Raw genomic sequence first — 20359 nt, forward strand, 5'->3', positions numbered from 1 at the left:
CGGGCGGGCTGGGTGGCCTCTTCCTGGTGCCGGGCGTCAGCCGTCGGCGGGCTCCAGGTTGAGCACGACCTCCAGGGCGTTGCGCTGCGTGGGCTGCGGCGGGGCGTAGGGGTCCTCCTCCGACGGCCAGCCGACCCAGTTGCGCGTGCTGTACTCGGCGCCCACGGGCGAGGCGACGGTCGGGATCATCGGCACCTCCTCGACGAAGATGCGCTGGAGCTCGTTCATCGCCTCGGTGCGGGTCGCGTCGTCCGTGGCGTCGGCGTACGCGCGCAGGGCCTCGCCGGCGTCCTCGCTGGCGAAGCGGCCGAAGTTGCCGCCGGGGGACGCCTCGCCGATCGGCTTCAGCAGCGCGTCGTCCATCACGTGCTGGTAGCCGTCGTAGGGGGTGGCTCCGCCGTTGGTCCAGTGCAGGGTGGCGTCGAAGCCGCCCGCGTCGACGGAGTTGCGCCAGCCGTCGACGGTCGCCGTCTCGACGGACGCCTCGACGCCGATCTCCGCCAGGTTGTCGGAGATCACCGACAGCGAGGTCAGGTAGTCCGACCAGCCGGCGGGGTCGACCAGGGTCATGGTGACCGGCTCGCCCTCGGGCGTGCGCAGGGTGTCGCCCTCGAAGGTGTAGCCGTTCTCCTCCAGCAGGGCGCGGGCGCCCTCGACGTCGCGCTCGACGGTCGCGCCCTGGTAGTCGGGCGCCAGGAAGGACTCGCCGGCCGGCAGCGGGAGCCCGGTCGGGCTGTCCACGACGGGGAACGCGCCGGCGTGGCCCTGCTCGTGGATGGCCTGCCGGTCGATGACCATGTTCATCGCCTGCCGCAGCACCACGTCGTCGAACGGCTCGCGCTCGGTGTTGATCCACAGTCCGTGGATGCCGAGGCCCGTCGGGAACCACAGGTTGTGGTTCTCGGGGTCGTGGGAGAGGTAGACGTCCTCGAAGTTCGGGATAAAGACGTAGGACCACTCCAGCTCGCCGTTGGCCAGGGCGGTGGTCGCCGCGTTGTTGTCGTTGTAGCCCGTGTAGCGCAGCTCCTCGACCTCGGGGAGCTCCTGCCAGTACTCGTCGCGCCGGGTGAGGGTGACGGTCTGCGGGGTGAAGGTCTTGAGGGTGTAGGGGCCCGTACCCACGGGGTCCTGGTTCTCGAAGGTCTCCGGGTTGTCGACCTCGGACCATATGTGCTCGGGAACGATGTAGGTCTGGAAGATCTTCACCTGGTTGACGAACTGCGGGGACGAGAAGGTCAGGGTGACCTGGTTGCCGTCCTGGGTGATCTCCTCGAACGGGATCGCGCCCGCGTTCAGGCCCGCGTGGTCCTTCAGCAGCTGGAAGGTGAACGCCACGTCCTCGGCGTCGAACGTCTCGCCGTCGGACCAGGTCGCGCCCTCACGGACGGTCAGGACCAGCTCGGTGTACTCCTCGTTCCAGCTCCACTCCTCGGCGAGCCAGGGCTTGCCCTCCTCCTCGGGGGCGATGCCGTTGGTCATCACCAGCGGCTCGTAGACCATGGCGCGGTAGCCGAGCGAGGCGCCGGCCGAGGTCTCCAGCAGCGGGTTGCTGTTGTTGGCCTGCGGTCCGTTGGGCATCCCGACGGTCAGCACGCCGTCGCCGCTGCCGCCGCCCTTGTTGTCGCGGTTGCTGTTGGCGTCGGAGCAGGCGGCCAGCAGCGAGAGCGACAGTACGACTCCGGTCGCCAGTGCGAGGTTTCTGCGGGCTCGTGGTTGGACTCTCACGGAGGGCTCCCAGGGTGGTCTCTTGACGGGGTGGTGGAACGGTGCGCGGAACGTGGGGGGCGTCAGCCGGGCGCCGAGGACCGGATGACGAGTTCGGTGGGCAGCACGAGGGCGTCGGGGCGCAGCGCCGTGGTGCCGCTGAGGTGGTCGAGCATCCGCCGGGCCGCGGCCTCGCCCATCGCCTGCATGGGCTGGCGGACGGTGGTGAGCGAGGGCTCGGTGTAGGCGGCGATGGGGATGTCGTCGAAGCCGATGACGGCGACGTCGTCGGGGACCCGGCGGCCCGCGGCGCGCAGCGCGTGCAGCACACCGGTGGCGCTGAGGTCGTTGTGGCAGAAGACGGAGTCGAACGCGAGGCCGTCGGCGAGCGCGCGTTCGATCACGTGCTGGCCGCAGCGGACGGTGAAGTCGCCCTCGAAGGTGCGCGAGGCGGGCTGTCCCACGCCGTGTTCCGTGAGCACGTCGGCGAAGCCGCCGAGCCGGTCCCGCACGCAGCCGAAGTGGGCGGGGCCGGTCACCACCAGCGGCGCGCGGCGCCCGGAGGTCAGCAGGTGGTGGGCGGCCGAGGCGCCGCCGGCGCGGTTGGTGGTGGAGACCGAGGGGAACGCGGCGCCCTGGCCCCGGTCGTCGACCAGCACCAGCGGCAGGCCCTGGTGGTGGAGGGCGGCGATGGAGCCCCGGGTGTTCTCCGGCTCGATCACCAGCACCCCGTCGAAGGCGCGGGCCGAGACCTGGCTGGTGAACTGGGCCATCGACTCCTCACCGCGGTTGCAGGTGAAGAGCAGCAGGCCGTAGCCGGCGGCCTCCAGCGTGTCCGCGACGCCCTGGAGCACCTCGGCCGACCAGGGCCAGGTGAGGGACGGGACGAGCATGGCCAGCGTGCGGCTGTTCCCCCTGGCGAGGCCGACCGCGCGGGCCGAGGGCACGTAGCCCAGCTCGGCGATGACGGTGCGGACCCGTTCCGCCGTCTCGGAGTCCACCTCGCCCTTGCCGTTGAGCACGCGCGAGACCGTGGTCTTGCTGACGGCCGCGTTGCGGGCGACATCGGCGATGGTGACACGCATGGGGAAGGCTCCTCGGCACGCTGAGCAGGGGCTGCCGCGGGCTTTCGGCGGCAGCGCCGACACCGGTCCCGGAACCGGTTCCGGCGATGTTGCGTGGGAGTTAATCGCGCGGGCGGAGTGGCGTCAATACGTCGCGCCAACATCTTTTGACGGGCGTTCAAGGCCCGTTATGTCTTCAAGAGGTGAACGCGGAAAACCTTTCACCGCCGCTGACCTGGCCCGGACGCGTCATGGTCACATAACCAGCACCCGCTCCCACGCGTCGGCCATCCGACGGACTCGGTGCCGACGGCGGCCCTGCCAACCCGCGCCCCGCCGCCCAGGCTGGCAGCGTGCCACTCCGGGGGACGGAACCGCCAGGCCCAGGGAGCACGATGCAGATCGGTTACAAACTGGCCGCCGAGGCCTTCGGCCCGACCGAGCTGGTGCGGCAGGCCGTGCTGGCGGAGCGCGCCGGCTTCGACTTCGCCGAGATCAGCGACCACTACCACCCGTGGCTCGACGTACAGGGCCACTCCCCCTTCGCCTGGTCGGTGCTCGGCACCATCGCCGCCAGGACCGAACGGCTCGGCCTCGCCACCGGGGTGACCTGCCCGACGGTGCGCTACCACCCGGCGGTGATCGCCCAGGCCGCCGCGACCCTCGCGCTGCTCTCGGACGGGCGGTTCACCCTCGGCGTCGGCTCGGGCGAGCGACTCAACGAGCACGTGGTCGGCCTGGAGTTCCCCGACTCGGTGCAGGTGCGCCAGCAGTTGCTGCGCGAGGCCCTGGAGATCATCGGCCTGCTCTGGCAGGGCGGCTACCGCTCCTACGAGGGCGAGCACCTGCGGCTTGAGGACGCCCGGATCTTCGACCTGCCGCCCACCCCGCCGACGCTCGCGGTCGCGGCCGGCGGGCAGGACGCGGCGCGGCTCGCGGCCGAGCTGGGCACGGCGCTCTTCGCCACCGAGCCGAGGCCCGAGCTGGTGAACGCCTACCGCGAGGCGGGCGGCGACGGCCCCCGCTACGTGGAGATGCCGGTCTCCTACGCGACGGACGCGCAGGAGGCGGCGCGCGCCGCGTTGAGCACCAACCGCTGGGCGGTCACCGGCTGGAAGGTGATGAGCGAGCTGCCCAACCCGGTCAACTTCGACGCGGCGACCACCACCGTCCGGGAGAGCGACATCCGCGAGCAGTTCGCCTGCGGGGCGGACGTGGACCGCTACCTGGAGGTGGCCCAGCCGTTCGTCGACGCCGGCTTCGACCGGCTGGTGCTGATGAACGCCGGCCCCGACGCGGACGCCTTCCTCGACTTCTACCAGCGGGAGTTGGAGGGGCCCCTGCGTGAGCTGGCGCCCCGCGGGCGGTAGGCGCACCCCGACGGCGCCCCGGCCCCGGGCCGTGCCCGGGGCCCGGCGCCGGCTCAGCCGGCCGTGCCGGTGCGCCACAGCACCTCGCCGTCGGCCGACCTGATCCGCGCCTCGCCGTCCGCGGCCACCACCAGGACGGCGCCCGCGTTCCCCTCGGTGGGCGTGGCCCACAGCGCCGCGCCCTCCGCGTCCACCAGCACCAGCCGGCCGTCCTCCCGGAACTCGGCGCGCCCCGCCTCGCCCCCGGCCTCGCCGGCCTCCCAGACGACCTCCTCCCGCGCGTTCCTGAGCCGCAGGTCGGAGTCCTCCTCGAAACGCAGCCTGGCGCTGCCCGAGCTGATCACCTCGCCCCTGCGCAGCACCACGGGCGCGGCCAGCTCCCGGTCCCGGGGCGGCTCGCCCGGCACGATCTCGCCGGCGGCCAGCCGCCGCAGCGCCGTGAGCGAGGGAGTGAACGCGTAGAGCGCGCCCTCCGTCCGCACGAACGGGCGCATCGTCAACGACACCTGCTCGTCGCTCCCCCGCACGGGGAACGACGCGGAGCCGCCGCTGCCGATCACCGCGTCCCTGCCGACCGCCGGGTCGCGCACGGGGAAGTCCTCCGCCTCCACCCAGGAGCGCTGGACGAACTCGAACTGCGCCACCAGATCGGCCTGGTAGGAGACGAAGACCAGGCCGCGCGGCGCGTCAGCACCGTTCTCCGCGCCGCCGGTCGGATCGAAGCGCGCCCCGTACGGCACCCCGCGCCGCATCAGGCGGCGACCGTCCAACGCGCCCTGGAGCGCGACCGGTTCCGGGTCGGAGACGCGGGCCAGCAGGCCGTCGCGCGGGTTGGTCTTGCGCAGGTGGGAGCAGAGCGGCACGGCGCGGCCGTGCAGGTCGTCGCCGTAGGTGACGTCGTTGTCCGCGTCGGTCTCGGGGTCGGGGTGCGGATCGGCGTCCGGGTACTTGGTCAGCGGCGCGCCGGAGCGCCAGCGGCCCATCAGCCGGGCGGCCAGCCACTCGCTGCCGGCCTCCGGCGGGATCGCGTCCCGCGCGCGCAACTCGGCGGCCAGGTCGGCGGCCTGGGCCCACCAGCCGGGGACGTCCTGGGCGAGGCGCCGCACCACCTGGAAGGAGCCGTCCCGCATCCACTCGGGCAGCCAGTCCGGCAGCCGGTGGTCCTTGGGATGGCCGACCAGGAACTCGCCGGCCGCGACGATCCGGGTGCCGGGTTTGCCGAGCTGCTGGTCGGGGTCGTCCGGGTCGGGCTCGTCGAAGTCCCGCACCCCTGGCTGGCTGACGCCGTCCTTGAAGCCGAAGTGCTCCCGGCCGCGCAGGCTGCCGGCGAGGGTGCCGGCCGGCTGCTCGAAGACGACGGCCAGCCCGGCGTCCCGCGCCTCCCGGTGCTCCTCCGCCAGCGCGCGCTTCAGGTCCTCCGGGTCGTCGGCGGCGAGGGTGAGCACCGCGTGCACCGCCCGCTGGCCGTCCGCGCCGAAGAGCCAGTGCTCGGGGGCGCTCTCCCCCGCGTCGCCGAGCAGCGCGGCGCGCCGGGCCGGCCCCTGGAGGAACGCCTCCCGCGTGGTGCCCCGGGGCACGTCCGCGTAGGGAGCGCCGCCGATCAGCGTCTCCAGGCCGGCGTGGGTGAGGCCGACCGAGCGCCAGGTGGCGCGGTGGCGCTCCGGGTCGACGCCGGAACGGGCCCGCCGGGCGCGGCTGAACTGGCGGTTGAAGTCGGCCACCTCGCGGGTGGTGGCGATCCGGGGGCGCAGCCGGTCCAGCCACCGCCTGGCCGCCTCGGGTGTGTCGAATCCGAGCAGCAGCAGGTGGACGTGGTCCTTGCGGAAGCCCGCGAGGACGTCGCCCTGGATCTCGGTGCTCTGCCGCAGCGGCGGCCCGGCCGAGCGGGGCGCGGCGCCGGGCGCCGGCACCCGCGCGGTCGGCGCGGCGTGCGGGGTGGTGGGGGCGGTCGGCTCGGGTGGGTGGGGCATCGGCCCTCCGGAATGTCGGTGGAGCGGCTGGCCCGCGCGGAAGACCCCTCCGTCACCGTAGGTAGCCATCCGTCACGTCGGGGCGAAGCTACCGGCCCGGCGGGCGGAACAGTCCCTTCCACCGGGGAGTCCACCCCTTCGAGGGGGTCGTGCGCGCGGATCGCGTTGACGCTCGGGCGCGCGCCGGGGGTTTTCCGCGCGGCCCGGCCGGTTACTCGCGTGAGGCCGGCCACCGCACCGGCAACCGCAACCGCAACCGCAACCGTCGAACGACAGAAACGGTGGACCAGACGATGCGTATCGCGTTTCTCACCGCGCACGAGGGCGTCGAGCAGGTGGAGCTGACCGAGCCGTGGGAGGCGGTCGCCGCCACCGGGGAGACCCCGCAGCTGATCTCGACCCGTCCCGGCGAGGTGCGGGCGTTCCACCACCTGGACAAGGCCGACGCCTTCCCGGTGGACGGCACGGTGGCGGAGACCTCCCCGGACGCGTTCGACGCGCTGGTGCTGCCGGGCGGCGTGGCCAACCCGGACGCGCTGCGCGTCGACCGCCAGGCCGTGGCCTTCGCCCGCTCCTTCTTCGACGCGGGCAAGCCGGTCGCCGCGATCTGCCACGCCCCCTGGACGCTGATCGAGGCGGACGTGGTCGCCGACCGGACCATGACCTCCTGGCCGAGCCTGCGGACCGACCTGACGAACGCCGGCGCCCACTGGGTGGACGAGCCGGTCCAGGTCTGCCGCGCCGGCCGCAGCACGCTGGTGACCAGCCGCAAGCCCGACGACCTGCCGCACTTCAACGAGGCGATGCTCCGCGAGTTCGGCAAGGTCGCGGCCTGAGCCGGCACCGACCGAGCCCGCACCGCCGACGGAGGGCACCATGCATCTCGGATTTCTCAGCCCCCTGCTCCAACGCCCCGGCCCCTGGGCCTCGGTGTACGTCAACACCTCCCAGATCGCGGCGGACGCGGAGGAGCAGATCGCACTCCAGGCCCGCGCGGCCGGCGACCAGCTCGCCGGGCAGGGCGCCGACGAGGCGACCTGCCGGGCGGTGCGCGCCGCCTGCGCGGGCCTCGACCGGGGGGAGGCCGGCCACGCGCTCTTCGCCACCGAGGGTGAGGTGGTACTCGACGTTCCGCTGACCTCTCCCCCGCCCTCCCCTCCGTCCACGACCTGGGCCTCGCTGCCCCGGCTCGGGCCGATGCTGGACTACGGCGAGCGACGCCCGCCGACGCTGGTGGCCTTCGTCGACCGGGAGGGCGCCGACATCAGGTACCTCGGTACCCATGGCGGCGCGCGGCCGATGGAACGGGTCGCGGGCCAGGAGTGGCCGATCCACCGCACCGGGCGGGCCGACTGGTCCGAGCGCCACTTCCAACTGGCCGTGGAGAACACCTGGGAGGAGAACGCGCGGCTGATCGCCGAGCACCTCGCCGACGACGCCGCCGAGGCCGGGGCCGAGCTGCTGGTGCTCGCGGGCGAGCCCCGGGAGCGCGTCGCCGTGCTCGACCAGCTCCCCGAGCCGCTGCGGGAGTCGGCCGTCGAGAGCGAGTTCGGCGGGCGCGCGGCCGGCACCGACGAGGAACGGCTGGACGCGCGCGTCGCCGAGGCCAGGACCGCGCTCAGCGAGCGGCGGGCCGCGCGGCGCTACGACCGTTTCCTGGCCGGCCGGGTCGAGACCGACGAACGCGGGGTCGACGCCGTCGAGGGCGTTCCCGCGCTGCTCGACGCGGCGCGCGAGCACCGGATCGACACCCTGCTGGTCCGGCTGGACGGCCCCGACCTGCACCGGGACGTCTGGGTCGGCGCGGAACCCGATCAACTGGCCGCGCGCCGCTCCGAGTCGGCCTATCTGGGCGAGCCCGAGCCGCGGCCGGCGCGCGCCGACGACGCGCTGCTGCGCTCGGCGGCGGCCAACGAGGCCGAGGTGGTCGTGGTCGCCGGGCCCGTCCCCGAGGAGGGCCCCTTCGTGGCCCGCGACGGGCTGCCCGCCGGCGGCCTCGGGGCGCTGCTGCGCTGGCCCTACCAGGACGGCGTCCCGGACGGCGGCCATCGGCCGCCCGGGGACATCCCCACCGGCGGACCCCGCGCGCCGGGGTGAACGCCCGGGGCACGGGACATCGCGCGGGCGCTCGTTTAGGGCGCCCGCGCGCCGGGGTACCCGGGGGCGCGTGCGGAACGCCGCCCGCCGGGGGCGGCGCCGCCGTCGCGGGCGGAGACCGCAGGACAGGTGCGGGCGGAGACCGCAGGACCAGGCGCGATTCCCGGGAGGCAGCGCAGATGACAGCAGCGGACCAGTACCTTGCCGAGCTGGGCCAGCAGCTCCGGGTGGACGCGGTGCGCGCCACCTCGAAGGCCGGCTCCGGGCACCCCACCTCCTCGATGTCGGCGGCCGACCTGATGGCCGTGCTGCTCGCCCGCCACCTGCGCTACGACTTCGACTGGCCCGACCACCCCGGCAACGACCGGCTGATCCTCTCCAAGGGCCACGCCTCCCCGCTGCTGTACGCCGCCTACAAGGCGGCCGGCGCGGTCACCGACGAGGAGCTGGGGACCTACCGCACGCTCGGCAGCAGGCTGGAGGGCCATCCCACCCCCCGGCTGCCGTGGGTGGACGTGGCCACGGGGTCGCTGGGTCAGGGGCTGCCGATCGGCGCCGGGATCGCCCTGGCAGGTCAGCGCCTCCAGGAGGCGGACTCCCGCGTGTGGGTGATCACCGGCGACAGCGAGCTGGCCGAGGGCTCGGTCTGGGAGGCGTTCGAGCACGCGGGGTACGAGCGGCTCGCCAGCCTCACCGCGATCGTCGACGTCAACCGCCTCGGCCAGCGCGGCCCGACCCGCCACGAGTGGGACCTGGAGGCGTACGCGCGGCGGATCGCGGCGTTCGACTGGCACACCATCGAGGTCGACGGCCACGACCCGGCGGCGATCGACGCGGCCTACACGGAGGCCGCCGGCGTCACCGACCGGCCCACCGCGATCCTGGCGCGGACCCAGAAGGGGCGCGGGGTGGCCGCGGTGGCCGACCAGGAGGGCAAGCACGGCAAGCCGATGCCGGACGAGGCCGAGGCCGTCGAGGAGCTGGGCGGGGTGCGGGACCTGCGGGTCGACGTGCGCCGCCCGGAGGCGTTGACGGTGCCGCCGAGGCCCGGCGGCGGCCCGGTCGAGCTGCCCCGCTACGAGGTGGGCGAGAAGGTCGCGACCAGGAACGCCTTCGGTGAGGCGCTGGCCGCGCTGGGCGCGGCGCGGCCCGAGGTCGTGGCGCTGGACGGCGAGGTGGGCGACTCGACCCGCGCGGAGTTCTTCGCGAAGCGGCACCCGGAACGCTACTTCGAGTGCTACATCGCCGAGCAGGAGCTGGTGGCCACGGCCGTCGGCATGGCGGTGCGCGGCTGGCTGCCGTTCGCCGCGACGTTCGCCGCGTTCCTCACCCGGGCCCACGACTTCCTGCGGATGGCGACGGTGAGCCGGGTGGGGCTCTGCGTCTCCGGCTCGCACGCCGGGGTGGCGATCGGCGAGGACGGCCCCTCGCAGATGGGCCTGGAGGACCTGGCGATGTTCCGGGCGCTCCACGAGTCGACGGTGCTCTACCCCTGCGACGCCAACCAGGCGGCCCAACTGGTCGCGGAGATGGCCGAGGAGAGCGGCGTGCGCTATCTGCGCACCTCGCGCGGCGCCGATCCGGTGATCTACGGTCCGGAAGAACGTTTCCCCGTCGGCGGCAGCAAGCTGCTGCGGTCCTCGGCCGAGGACCGGCTGACCGTGGTCGCGGCCGGGGTGACCGTGCACGAGGCGCTGCGCGCGGCGGACGAACTGGCCGAGGAGGGCATCCCCGTGCGGGTGGTCGACCTGTACTCGGTGAAGCCGGTGGACGCGGCGGCGCTGCGGGAGGCGGCGGAGTCGACGGGATGCCTGCTCACCGTGGAGGACCACCGGCACGCCGGCGGTCTCGGCGACGCGGTGCTCGACGCCTTCTCCGACGGCCGGGCGGTGCCCCGGCTGCTGCGGCTGGCGGTCGACACGATGCCGGGGTCGGCGACCCCGGACGAGCAACTGCGTGCCGCGGGCATCGACGCGGGCGCGATCGCGACGGCGGCCCGGAGGTTTCTGGCCGGGTACGGCTGACCCGCGGTCGTCCGCGACCCGCTGGAGGGCGTCCGCGCGTCCCGCGCGCCCCCGCTACGCCGGCGCGGCGGGCGCGCGGGAGGCCAGCAGGCTCTCGCAGGTCTCCGTCAGGGACGGGAGCGTGCGCAGCGTGTGGCGGGAACGGGCCGCGAGGGCGGCCGTCGTGGGGACGCCGAGGTCGGCCAGGAGGGCGGCGAACCCGGGAGTGTGGCGCTCCCGCTCCCCGGGCGCCGCGTCCGCCGCGAGGATCAACTGGCAGCGGGCGTAGGTCGCCACCAGCCAGAACAGCACCTCGCGCTGGCGGCCGGCCCTGATCAGCGCGCGGCTGGCGTCGACGGCGATCGGCCGCGACGCCCGGCTGATGTCGGAACGGAACAGGAAGGGTGTGCGCGCGACGGCGCACGCCGCGTCGAACGCGTCGGCGAGCGCCGCCAGATGGGACTCGGCGCTCCCGGCGTCCAGCTCGGCGCAGCCGAGGGCGTCGAGCAGCGGCGGGTAGGCGTCCGACAGGCCGTGTTCGGCGAGCAGTTCGCGCACCCGCAGATAGCGCAGGCGGACCGTGGGGTTGCGCAGTCCCGCGACGAGCAGCGCGTGGGTGGTGATCCCGGTCGGGAAGAGCCAGCCGATCACGGTGTCGGGGTCGGGCGGCGCCGGGTCTGCGGGCAGCGCCGCGGAGCGGGTGAGGCCCTCGGTCGCGCGGCCGAGCGCGTGGCGGTAGCGGCGCCGCACCCACGCCGGTGCGGCGAACCGCTCGGCGACGGTGGCCCGCAGCCGGGTCAGCCGCCCGGTGGGGTCGGCGATCAGGGTGTCGGCGCGGAACGGGCCGGCCAGGTGGTAGTCGGAGAGGACCGCCTCCGGGTCCTCCAGCGCCGCGAGCGGCACCAGGCTGATCTCCACCAGCGCCCCCCGGTGGAGGAACTTGCCGGGCTTGGCGGGCGGTTCGGGGTCGGTGGTGACCACCATGACGTCGGTGTCGGAGCCGAGCGGCACCTCGGCGGAGTCCGGCAGTCCCACCGTCGACCCGGTGAAGTAGGCGCCGGCGAACCAGCGTTCCCGCGAGACGTGCCCGGCCACCCACGCGCGCGCGGCGTCGCGCGCCTCCCCCATCAGCATCCGGCCATTGTGCCGTCTCGGGACCCCGACCCCCGCGCGGGGCCCCGAGACGGCGGCACGGCGGGGCGTTCTCCGCCGTCGGCCGGTGGCGAGCCGTCAGTCGTGCTGTCCGAAGCGGGCCGCGGCCAGATAGTCCGGCTTGGGATCCAGCGCGGCGGCCAGCCGGAAGTGGCGCAGCGCCTCGTCACCGCGCGCCGCGCGCTGGAGCGTGCGCGCCAGCGCGAAGTGCGCGTAGGCGTTGTCCGGCTCGCGCTCCAGCACCACCGAGAACTCGTGCTCCGCCCTGCGCAACTGCGCGCCGAGGAAGAACGCGCGGGCGCGCAGCAGCCGGGCCGCCGTGTTCTCCGGGTGGGCCTCCACCACGCCGTCCAGCAGCTTGACGGCGCCGCGCGGGTCGCCGGCGTCCAGCAGCCGCTCGGCCGCGCGGTAGGAGATGACATGGGTGGCGGGTGAGGTCTGGTACACGGTGCCCTCCTTGCGTGGTGTGAGGAGCGCTGGTTCGGTGGCGGCAACACGCTCCCTCCCCGGGGTATTCCCGCTTTCCCCGGTCGGGCCGTTCACCCGGCCTCCGGCAAGGGGCTACGCTGAGTGACCGTGGCCGAGAACGAGACCCTCCCCCGCCGTCGCCGTCTGCTGATCCTCGCCATCTGCTGCATGAGTCTGCTGATCGTCAGCCTCGACGTGACCGCGCTCAACGTCGCGCTGCCCGACCTCGGGCGGGAGTTGGACGCCGACGTCTCCGGGCTCCAGTGGACGATGGACGTCTACACCGTGGTGCTGGCGTCCTTTCTGCTGCTGTCCGGTTCGATGGCCGACCGGCTGGGGCGGCGGCTGGTCTTCCGGATCGGGCTGGTCGTCTTCACGACGGGCTCGGTGCTGTGCGCGCTGGCGCCGGGGTTGGAGTGGCTGATCGTCTTCCGGGGGATGCAGGCGGTCGGCGGTTCGATGCTCAACCCGGTGGCGATGTCCATCATCACCAACACCTTCACCGACCGCCGCGAGTTGGCCCGGGCGATCGGGGCCTGGGGCGGGGTGGTGGGGATCTCGATGGCGATCGGGCCGATCGTCGGGGGCGCCCTGGTGCACTCCTTCGGGTGGCGCGCGATCTTCTGGCTCAACCTGCCGATCGGGGTGGCCGCCCTGGTGCTCACCACGCTCTTCGTGCCCGAGTCGCGCGCGCCCCGGCCGCGACGGCTGGACCCGGTGGGGCAGGTGCTGGTGATCACGCTGCTGGGCGCGTTGACCTTCGGCATCATCGAGGGCGGCAAGGAGGGCTGGTCCTCGCCGCTGCTGCTGGCGGGGGTCGGGGTGGCGGCGCTCGCGCTGGTGGGGCTGCTGCGCTACGAGCCGAGGCGGCGGGAGCCGCTGCTGGAGCTGGACTTCTTCCGCAGTGTGCCGTTCAGCGGGGCGTTCGCGATCGCCATCGCCTCCTTCGCCGCGCTGGCCGGCTTTCTCTTTCTCAACACGCTCTACCTCCAGGACCAGCGGGGGCTGAGTCCGCTGGAGGCGGGCCTCTACCTGCTGCCGATGGCGGTGACCACGCTGGTCTTCTCGCCGCTGTCCGGGCAGTTGCTCGGGCTGGTCGGCGAGCGGGTGCCGCTGGTGATCGCGGGGGTCGCGCTCACGTTCAGCGGGGCGTGGCTGTCGGGCGTCGAGACCTCGACGCCGCTGTGGGTGCTCTTCACCGGCTATGTGGTCTTCGGCGTCGGCTTCGGCCTGGTCAACGCGCCCATCACGCACACCGCGGTCACCGGGATGCCCAAGACGCAGGCCGGCGTCGCCGCGGGGGTGGCGTCGACCGGGCGGCAGGTCGGCTCGGCCCTGGGCATCGCGGTGGTGGGCACCGCGCTGGCCGCCGGCTCGCGCACCGCCGGATGGTGGATCATCTGCGGCTGCGGAGCGTTGGTGCTGCTGCTGGGGGCGGCGACGACGGGCGCACGGGCCCGCCGCACGGCCGAACGGGCCGGGCGGCGGGCCTGACGACGCGGTCCCTCCCGGCTCAGCGGAACGTGCGCGCCGCCCGCTCCACCCGCTCCCGGTAGTCACTCCACCAGGCGGCGTCCTGCTCCGGCAGGTTGTTCCCCCGGGAGCGCAGCCCGACCTCGCCGTCGATCAGCTCGCGCACGATGTCCGCGTGGCCCGCGTGGCGGTGCAGCTCGGCGATCACGTGCAGGGCGATCTGGTGGAGCGTGACATCGGCCTTCTCCGGCGACCACCAGGGGACCCGGCCCGGGGTGTCCGGCGGCGCCGTCCCGACGAACCGGTCGGTGTGCGCGGCGACCCGGCGCAGGTCGTCGAGGAGCGCCTCGCGGGACTGCTCGGGGGTGGCCCACATGTCGATGTTGTCCTCGTCCAGGTCGAAGACCCAGGACAGGGGCTCGACCCGCTGGCCGAAGACGGCGCCGAAGTAGCCGTGCTCCACGAAGGTGGCGTGTTTGACCAGGCCGAGGACGTTGGTGCCGGTGGGGGTGAGGGGGCGGCGGGCGTCGTACTCGGAGAGTCCTTCGAGCTTGAGCAGCAGCGAGTCCCTCGCCTCCCGCAGGTGGCGCAGCAGATGGGGACGGAGGTCGGCCGGATCGGCGGTGGTGGTGGTCATGCGGCCCACTCTGTCAGCCGCCACTGACAATCCGGCCGGACGCCTTCCGTCAGGCGGCCCCGCCGGCCGGCGCCGTCGTCCCCCGGGCCTCGAAGCGCGGAGCCGGGGACCAGCGGGGGGTGACCGGACCGCCGTCGATCAGCTCCACCACCGACTCGGCGACCGAGACGCCGAACTGGTGGACGTCCACGCTCATCGTGGTGAGCGCCGGCGAGGCGAGCCGGCACATCGTGGAGTCGTCCCAGGCCACCAGCGACAGCTCCTCGGGCACCCGGACCCCGGCGGCCTTGGCGGCACCGAGGCCGGCGATGGCCATCACGTCGTTGTCGTAGAGGATCGCGGTGGGCCGCTCGGCGCGGCGCAGCAGCTTCTCCGTCAACTCGGCGCCGGACTCCGCCGAGTAGTCGCCCTCGACGATCACCGGCTCGATCCCTGCGGCCCGGCAGCCGTCGACCAGGGCGGCCGTCCTGGCCCTGGTGTGCACCAGGGCGCCCGGCCCGGTGACCCGGGCGACGCGCCGGTGCCCCAGCTCCAGCAGCCGGCCCAGCGCCTCGCGCACCGGCCCGGTGTTGTCGGTGACGACGGCGGGCACGTCGGGGTCGCCGTCCCAGGCCCCCACCATGACGGCGGGGAGCCCGAGAGCGGCGAGGACGTCGGGACGGCGGTCGGCGACCGTCAGGTTGACGACGATGACGGCCTCGACGAGGTCCCGCTCGGCCCACCTGCGGTGGGTGGCGATCTCCTCGTCCTGGGTCGCGACCACGTGGAGCAGCACGGACAGGCTGCGCTCCGCCAGCTTCTCCTCGATGCCGGCGATGAACTCCATGAAGAACGGCTCGACACCCAGCAGCCTCGCCGGCCTGGCGAGCACCAGGCCGACGGCCTCCGACCGCCCCATCTCAGTCCCGCGCGGTGGTGTGCAGCGAGTTGACGGAGCGCAACACCAGCGGCGCGGTCAGCTCGGCGGGGTCGACCTCGGCCGAGGTGCGCACCTGGAAGGTGTGGCGCTCCCCGGCGAGCAGGCTGACCAGGGCCTCGTCCACGACGGCGTCCGGCGCGACCCGGTCGGCGAGCAGCGTGACGTCCCGCGCGAACGACGAGGCGGTGACCTCGACGCGGTAGCCGTCGGCGACGCGGGTCACCTCGGCGGCGAGCGCCGCCGGGTCGTAGGCCAGGTCGCGGTCCTCCTCGAACAGATGGAAGGAGCGGGTCTCGCCCACCGTCGCCACCAGTACCTCCCGTCGCGCGTCGGCCGGCTCCAGCAGCGGGTCGGCCACGTCCAACTCGGCGGTCCCACGGGCCGCCACGTCGAGGGAGATGGTAGCGCCCGCACGCACCTCGCCGTCGAACGAGACGCGTTCCAGGCGGAGTTCACCGGTCCACGGCGCGTCCGTGTCGTTGACGGCGACCAGCGCGGTCCGCCCCGACCTCGGCTGGAAGGTGAGCAGCCGGGGCGCGTAGGCGTGGCGCAGCCCGTAGTACAGCGGCTTGGGCCGCTCGTCGCCGTCGACGGCCGCCCAGGAGGTCACCGGCCAGCAGTCGTTGAGCTGCCAGACGAGCGAGCCGGTGGTGCGCGGCCAGTGCGACCTGAAGTGCTCGACGCCGAAGGCCACGGCACGCGACTGGTTGAGCTGGGTGGCCCAGTGCCAGTCCTCGAAGGTGGTCGTCTCGGGCAGATGGGGCGCCATGCCGCGCTCCAGCTTGCCGTTGCCGTCGTCCGCCTTCTGGTGCAGCAGGAACGCGGGCGAGGTGGAGGTCAGCGGACGCTCGGTGATCCAGTCGGTGAGGGTGGCCCAGGTGGGCGGGCCCTGGAAGCCGAACTCCGAGCAGAAGCGGGGGGTGTGGTCGCGGTAGGCGGTGTAGTCGACGCGGTTCCACACCTGCCACTCGTGGCGGGTGCCGTGGTCCTGGTCGTTCGGGTGCGTCACGGCGAGGTCGTGCCCCGGGCTGTAGGGGCTGCCGTCGGCGTACGGGCGGTCGGGGTCCAACTCGGCGACGACGCGGGGGAAGAGGTCGGTGTAGTAGCCCAGCCCCCAGGTCGCGCCGTTCAGCTCCTCCTGCCAGCCCCAGTCCATGTAGCCCCAGAGGTTCTCGTTGCCGCCGTTCCACAGCGCCAGCGAGGGGTGCGGGGTGAGGCGGGCGACGTTCTCCCTGGCCTCGGCCTCGAACTCGGCCCACAGCTCGGCGTCCTCGGCGTAGGCGGCGCAGGCCAGCAGGAAGTCCTGCCAGACCAGCACGCCGCGCTCGTCGCAGAGTTCGTAGAAGTCGTCCGACTCGTAGATGCCGCCGCCCCAGATGCGGAGCATGTTCATGTGGGCGTCGACCGCCTGGTCGATGCGGCGGGCGAGCCGCTCACGGGTGATCCGGGTCAGGAAGTGGTCGTCCGGGATCCAGTTGGCGCCCTTGGCGAAGATCCGGCGGCCGTTGACCACGAAGGTGAACGGGGTGCCGTGCTCGTCCGGCGTGGTGTCCACGGTGAGGGTGCGGAAGCCGACGCGGCGCGCGTAGGTGTCCAGCTCGGTCGCGCCGACGGTCAGCGTGACCTTGGCGTCGTACAGCGGCTGGTCGCCGTGGCCGACGGGCCACCACAGCTCGGCGTCGGGGACGTCGACGGTGACGGTCGCGGTGTCCGCGTCGGCCGGGACGGTGACGGTCGCGGTGCGCCCGCCGACGGCGGCGCTCAGGGTCAGTTCGCCGGCCGCGCCGAGGCCGGAGCGCTCGATGTCGGCGTGGACCGTCAGGCGGCCGGCGCCGTCCTCGGTGACGGAGGCCAGGGGGCGCACGCCGGCGAGGCGCGCGACGCGCCAGCGCTCCAGGCGCGCCGGCTTCCAGATGCCGGCGGTCTGGAGGTCGGGGCCCCAGTCCCAGCCGAAGCTGCACGCCATCTTGCGGACGGCGTTCATCGGGTGCGGGTAGGCGCGCGGGCGGCGGCCCATGCGCTGCTCGGCCTCCTCGGCGAAGGCCAGCGCGGAGCGGAAGGTGACGGACAGCTCGGCCGGGGAGCCGTCCACCAGCTCGCGCACGTCGTAGCGGTAGGAACGGAACATGTTCGCGGTCGAGCCCAGGGTGCGACCGGCGAACGCGACGGTGGCCACGGTGTCCAGGCCCTCGAAGACCAGGTCGACCCGCTCGTCCTCGGCGGGCGCGGCGGCCTCGACGGTGGTGGCGTAGCGCCAGTCGGTGCGGTGGAGCCAGACCAGGTCCTGCTCGACCCGGTCCCGGTAGGGCTCCTCGATCAGCCCGGCGGCCAGCAGGTCCAGATGGGTGCTGCCCGGCACCTGGGCCGGCAGGGCGCGGTCGGCGACGTGTTCCGGAACGGGACCTCCGATCGCCGTCAACTGCCAACCGTCGTGCAGGGCATGGCGGATCATCGTGATTACTCCCAGGTGGTGGCGGGCTCAGGCCCCGAGATTGTTATGGCGCCGAATTAAGTAAGTCAACAGCACCCCCTCCCCTACCCCGCCACACGCGCCCCCAACACCCCGCTATGAGGCGACATGTCGCCCGACCCGGCCGCAGCCCCTGTGATCCGGGTCACTTGGGCACGGGGGCGCGCAACCGGCATCGCGAAAGGTCCGGTTGGGGGGCGACGGCGGATCGCCGCCCCCAACCGGACCGGTGCGCACGGGACTTCCCCGCTCCCTCAGGAGCGGGCGACCTCGGGCCCCGCCCCCTGGAGCGGCACGGAGACCGGACGGTCGAACGCGTACCAGGACCCCGTGGCGTGGTCGTAGCCGCGCCCCAGGTCCTCCCGGGTGATGGCGCCCGGCGAGTCGGCCAGCGAACGGCCGCGCTCGTCCGGGTTGGGCGCCGCCTTCGCCAGCAACTGGGTGTAGGAGTGGCGCGGGTTGAGGATCACCTCGTCGGCGGGACCGCGCTCCACGACCCGCCCCCGGTACATCACCAGGATGTCGTCGGAGAAGTGCCGCGCGGTGGCCAGGTCGTGGGTGATGTAGAGCACCGCGAGGTTGTCCTCGCGCTGCAGCCTGGCCAGCAGGTTCAACACCCCGAGCCGGATCGAGACGTCCAGCATGGAGACCGGCTCGTCCGCGATCACCACCTGCGCGCCCGGCGCCAACGCGCGTGCGATGGCGACCCGTTGACGCTGGCCGCCGGACAGCTCGTGCGGCCTGCGGGGCGCCATCTCGTCGGCCGGGGTCAGGTTGACCCGCTCCAACAACTGCTCCACGCCCCGCCGGATCTCCTCGGCCCCCCTGGCCCGACCGTGCAGCTTCAGCGGCCTGGCGAGGTGGTGCTCGATGGAGTGGAACGGGTTGAGCGAGGCGAACGGGTCCTGGAAGACCATCTGCACGTGGTCGCGGTACTCCCGGTCGCGGACCTGGGTGCCGTCGTCCTTGGTCGCCACGATGCTGCCGCCCGTGGGCCGCTCCAGCCGGGCGATGGTCTTGGCCACCGTCGACTTGCCCGAGCCCGACTCCCCGACCAGCGCCACGGTGCGGCCCGGGGTGAGGGTGAACGAGACGTGGTTGACCGCGCGCAGGGTGGACCGACGCAGCCCGTTGCGGATCGGGTAGTCCTTGACCAGGTCGCGGACTTCGAGTGCCGTCATCACTGCGCCCTTTCGTTCGCGCCGGCCGCCGGCTGCCCGGACCGCGCCGACGACTCGCCGGTGCGGATGAAGGAGCCGCGTTCTCCCGTCAGGCTCGGGAAGGACTCCAGCAACTTGCGCGTGTACTCGTGCCGCGGGTTCGCGTAGATCTCCTCCGCCGGCGCGTACTCGACGATCTCGCCGGCGCGCATCACGGCGATGCGGTCGGTGAGTTCCAGGAGCAGCGGCAGGTCGTGGGTGATGAAGATGACCGCGAAGCCCAGTTCGTCCCGCAGCCTGATGATCTCCCGCAGGATGCCCCGCTGGACGACCACGTCGAGCGCCGTGGTGGGCTCGTCCATGATCATGACCTGCGGGTTCAGCAGCATCGCCATGGCGATCATGACCCGTTGCCGCATCCCGCCCGACAGCTCGTGCGGGAAGGAGTGCAGCCGCTGCGGGTCGACGCCCACCAGCGTGAGCACCTCGGCGCAGCGCGCCCGCCGCTCCGCCTTGCCCATGTCGGGGCGGTGGGTCAGCAGGACGTCGTCCAACTGCTCGTGAATGGAGATCACCGGGTTGAGCGAGTTCATCGCGCCCTGGAATACCATGGAGAGTTTGGACCAGCGGAAGGCCCGCAGCTCCTCCTTCTCCAGCGCCAGCAGGTCGATGTCCTGGCCGGCGCGGTCGTGGAAGGTGGCGGTGCCCTCGGTGACCTCGGCCGGCGGGCGGTGCAGCCGGTTGATCGCGTAGGCGAGGGTGGTCTTGCCGCAGCCGGACTCGCCGGCCAGGCCCAGGATCTCGCCCCGCCGCAGCGTGAGGGAGACGTCCTTCACCGCGTGCACCGGGCGCTCGGTCTGGTAGACCACGTTGAGCCCCTCGACCGTGAGGACCAGGTCCTCGCGGCGCTCGCCGGCGGCCGGCTCGGTCACCGCGGCGTGCCCCGCCACGGCCGACTCGGCGACGTCGCCCACGGCCTTGACCTTGCGGGGCTGGCGCAGCTTGGGGTTGATGATCTCGTCGATGCTGAAGTTGATCAGCGCCAGACCGCAGCCGAAGAGCGCGATGATCAGGCCGGGCGGAACGAACCACCACCACGCCTCGTACTGGAGCGCGAAGCCGTTCTGGGCGAAGTACAGCATGGTGCCCAGGGTGTGGCTGTTGGAGGCGCCCAGGCCGAGGAAGGAGAGGCCGGCCTCCGCGAGGATCGCCGCGATCACGGCGAAGACGAACTGCGAGGCGAGCAGCGGCAGCAGGTTCGGCAGGATCTCCACCGAGACGATCCGCCAGGGCCGTTCGCCCGCGACCTTCGCCGCCGCCACGTAGTCGCGGTTGCGCAGCGAGAGCGTCTGGGCGCGCAGCACCCGCGCCGCCGCCGCCCAGCCGGTGACGGCCAGCACCAGGGCGACGGTCCACCAGCCGCGGTCCTCGGGCGGCACGAAGCCGGCCACGACGATCACCAGCGGCAGGCCGGGGATCACCAGCATGACGTTGGTCAGCAGCGAGAAGCCCTCGTCGAGCGCGCCCCCCACGTAGCCGCCGATGATCCCGAAGATCGCCGAGAGCACGGTGGCCAGCACGCCGACCAGCAGGCCGATCTGGAGCGACCCCCGGGTGGAGTGCGTCAGTTGGGCCAGGACGTCCTGGCCGGTCTGGGTGGTGCCCAGCAGGTACTCGCCGCTGGGCTCGGTCATGCCGATCGGGTCGATCGCGTTGGGGTTGGAGAAGAACGCCGGGCCGATCAGCCCGAAGAGCGCGATCCCCAACACCAGGATGAGGCCGATGCCGAGCTTGGGAGACCAGCTCGGGAGCAGCGCGCGCAGACCGCTCTTGCCGCGGCGCGGTGCCGAGGCGATCGGGTCGGTCGTGCCC

The 20359-nt window shown here is 73.5% G+C and carries 14 protein-coding genes and 2 pseudogenes; 5 read left to right on the forward strand and 11 right to left on the reverse strand.

Annotated elements, in window-relative coordinates:
* Positions 1-36: 36 nt before the first annotated feature.
* Positions 37-1725, reverse strand: a complete 1689-nt coding sequence (locus CRP51_RS10575; protein ID WP_097230821.1) for an ABC transporter substrate-binding protein — start codon at positions 1723-1725, stop codon at positions 37-39.
* Between the two features lie 62 nt (positions 1726-1787).
* Complete coding sequence (locus tag CRP51_RS10580; RefSeq protein WP_097230822.1) at positions 1788-2789, reverse strand: LacI family DNA-binding transcriptional regulator; 1002 nt, start codon at positions 2787-2789, stop codon at positions 1788-1790.
* Positions 2790-3163: 374 nt separating this feature from the next.
* Between CRP51_RS10580 and CRP51_RS10585 the strand changes: the two genes are divergently transcribed.
* Positions 3164-4138 (forward strand): TIGR03557 family F420-dependent LLM class oxidoreductase, encoded by a 975-nt coding sequence (locus CRP51_RS10585; RefSeq protein ID WP_097230823.1) that lies wholly within the window; start codon positions 3164-3166, stop codon positions 4136-4138.
* A gap of 53 nt (positions 4139-4191) precedes the next feature.
* Here the strand turns inward: CRP51_RS10585 and CRP51_RS10590 are convergent, their stop codons facing one another.
* Entirely contained in the window at positions 4192-6108 is a 1917-nt protein-coding gene (locus tag CRP51_RS10590; RefSeq protein ID WP_097230824.1) for a Dyp-type peroxidase, read from the reverse strand.
* A gap of 293 nt (positions 6109-6401) precedes the next feature.
* Here CRP51_RS10590 and CRP51_RS10595 point away from each other — a divergent pair, with 293 nt between their 5' ends.
* From CRP51_RS10595 to CRP51_RS10605, 3 genes are all read left to right on the forward strand, one after another.
* Complete coding sequence (locus CRP51_RS10595) at positions 6402-6944, forward strand: type 1 glutamine amidotransferase domain-containing protein (protein WP_097230907.1); 543 nt, start codon at positions 6402-6404, stop codon at positions 6942-6944.
* A gap of 40 nt (positions 6945-6984) precedes the next feature.
* The gene (locus CRP51_RS10600) at positions 6985-8205 is read left to right on the forward strand and encodes a baeRF2 domain-containing protein (protein WP_097230825.1); all 1221 of its coding nucleotides are present in this window, start codon (positions 6985-6987) and stop codon (positions 8203-8205) included.
* Between the two features lie 179 nt (positions 8206-8384).
* Positions 8385-10229 (forward strand): transketolase, encoded by a 1845-nt coding sequence (locus tag CRP51_RS10605; RefSeq protein WP_097230826.1) that lies wholly within the window; start codon positions 8385-8387, stop codon positions 10227-10229.
* A gap of 54 nt (positions 10230-10283) precedes the next feature.
* Here the strand turns inward: CRP51_RS10605 and CRP51_RS10610 are convergent, their stop codons facing one another.
* Together CRP51_RS10610 and CRP51_RS10615 are read right to left on the reverse strand one after the other, a co-directional pair.
* A complete protein-coding gene (locus CRP51_RS10610; protein ID WP_097230827.1) occupies positions 10284-11342 on the reverse strand; it encodes a hypothetical protein in 1059 nt (352 codons plus the stop codon).
* A 96-nt stretch (positions 11343-11438) separates the two neighbouring features.
* Entirely contained in the window at positions 11439-11807 is a 369-nt protein-coding gene (locus CRP51_RS10615; protein WP_097230828.1) for a tetratricopeptide repeat protein, read from the reverse strand.
* A gap of 129 nt (positions 11808-11936) precedes the next feature.
* On the opposite strand from CRP51_RS10615, the gene CRP51_RS10620 reads away from it, so the two are divergent.
* Positions 11937-13322, forward strand: coding sequence for an MFS transporter (locus CRP51_RS10620; RefSeq protein ID WP_281259643.1), 1386 nt, complete (start codon positions 11937-11939; stop codon positions 13320-13322).
* A 19-nt stretch (positions 13323-13341) separates the two neighbouring features.
* On the opposite strand, the gene CRP51_RS10625 is transcribed toward CRP51_RS10620, so the two are convergent.
* The 6 genes and pseudogenes from CRP51_RS10625 to CRP51_RS29440 all read right to left on the reverse strand — a co-directional run.
* Positions 13342-13938: a DinB family protein gene (locus CRP51_RS10625; RefSeq protein WP_097230829.1), complete on the reverse strand. Its 597-nt coding sequence runs from the start codon at positions 13936-13938 to the stop codon at positions 13342-13344.
* Positions 13939-13987: 49 nt separating this feature from the next.
* Positions 13988-14836, reverse strand: coding sequence for a LacI family DNA-binding transcriptional regulator (locus tag CRP51_RS10630; RefSeq protein ID WP_097230830.1), 849 nt, complete (start codon positions 14834-14836; stop codon positions 13988-13990).
* A 1-nt stretch (position 14837) separates the two neighbouring features.
* Positions 14838-17309: a glycoside hydrolase family 2 protein gene (locus tag CRP51_RS10635; RefSeq protein ID WP_097230831.1), complete on the reverse strand. Its 2472-nt coding sequence runs from the start codon at positions 17307-17309 to the stop codon at positions 14838-14840.
* A 272-nt stretch (positions 17310-17581) separates the two neighbouring features.
* Complete coding sequence (locus tag CRP51_RS10640) at positions 17582-18508, reverse strand: ABC transporter ATP-binding protein (protein WP_097230832.1); 927 nt, start codon at positions 18506-18508, stop codon at positions 17582-17584.
* 77 nt (positions 18509-18585) lie between these two features.
* A pseudogene (locus tag CRP51_RS29435) lies at positions 18586-19383 on the reverse strand (ABC transporter ATP-binding protein); the annotation flags it as partial.
* Between the two features lie 111 nt (positions 19384-19494).
* Positions 19495-20181, reverse strand: a pseudogene (locus CRP51_RS29440) (ABC transporter permease); the annotation flags it as partial.
* Positions 20182-20359: the final 178 nt, after the last annotated feature.

Origin of the sequence: Streptomyces zhaozhouensis (assembly GCF_900230195.1) — a bacterium.
Lineage (GTDB): Bacteria > Actinomycetota > Actinomycetes > Streptomycetales > Streptomycetaceae > Streptomyces > Streptomyces zhaozhouensis.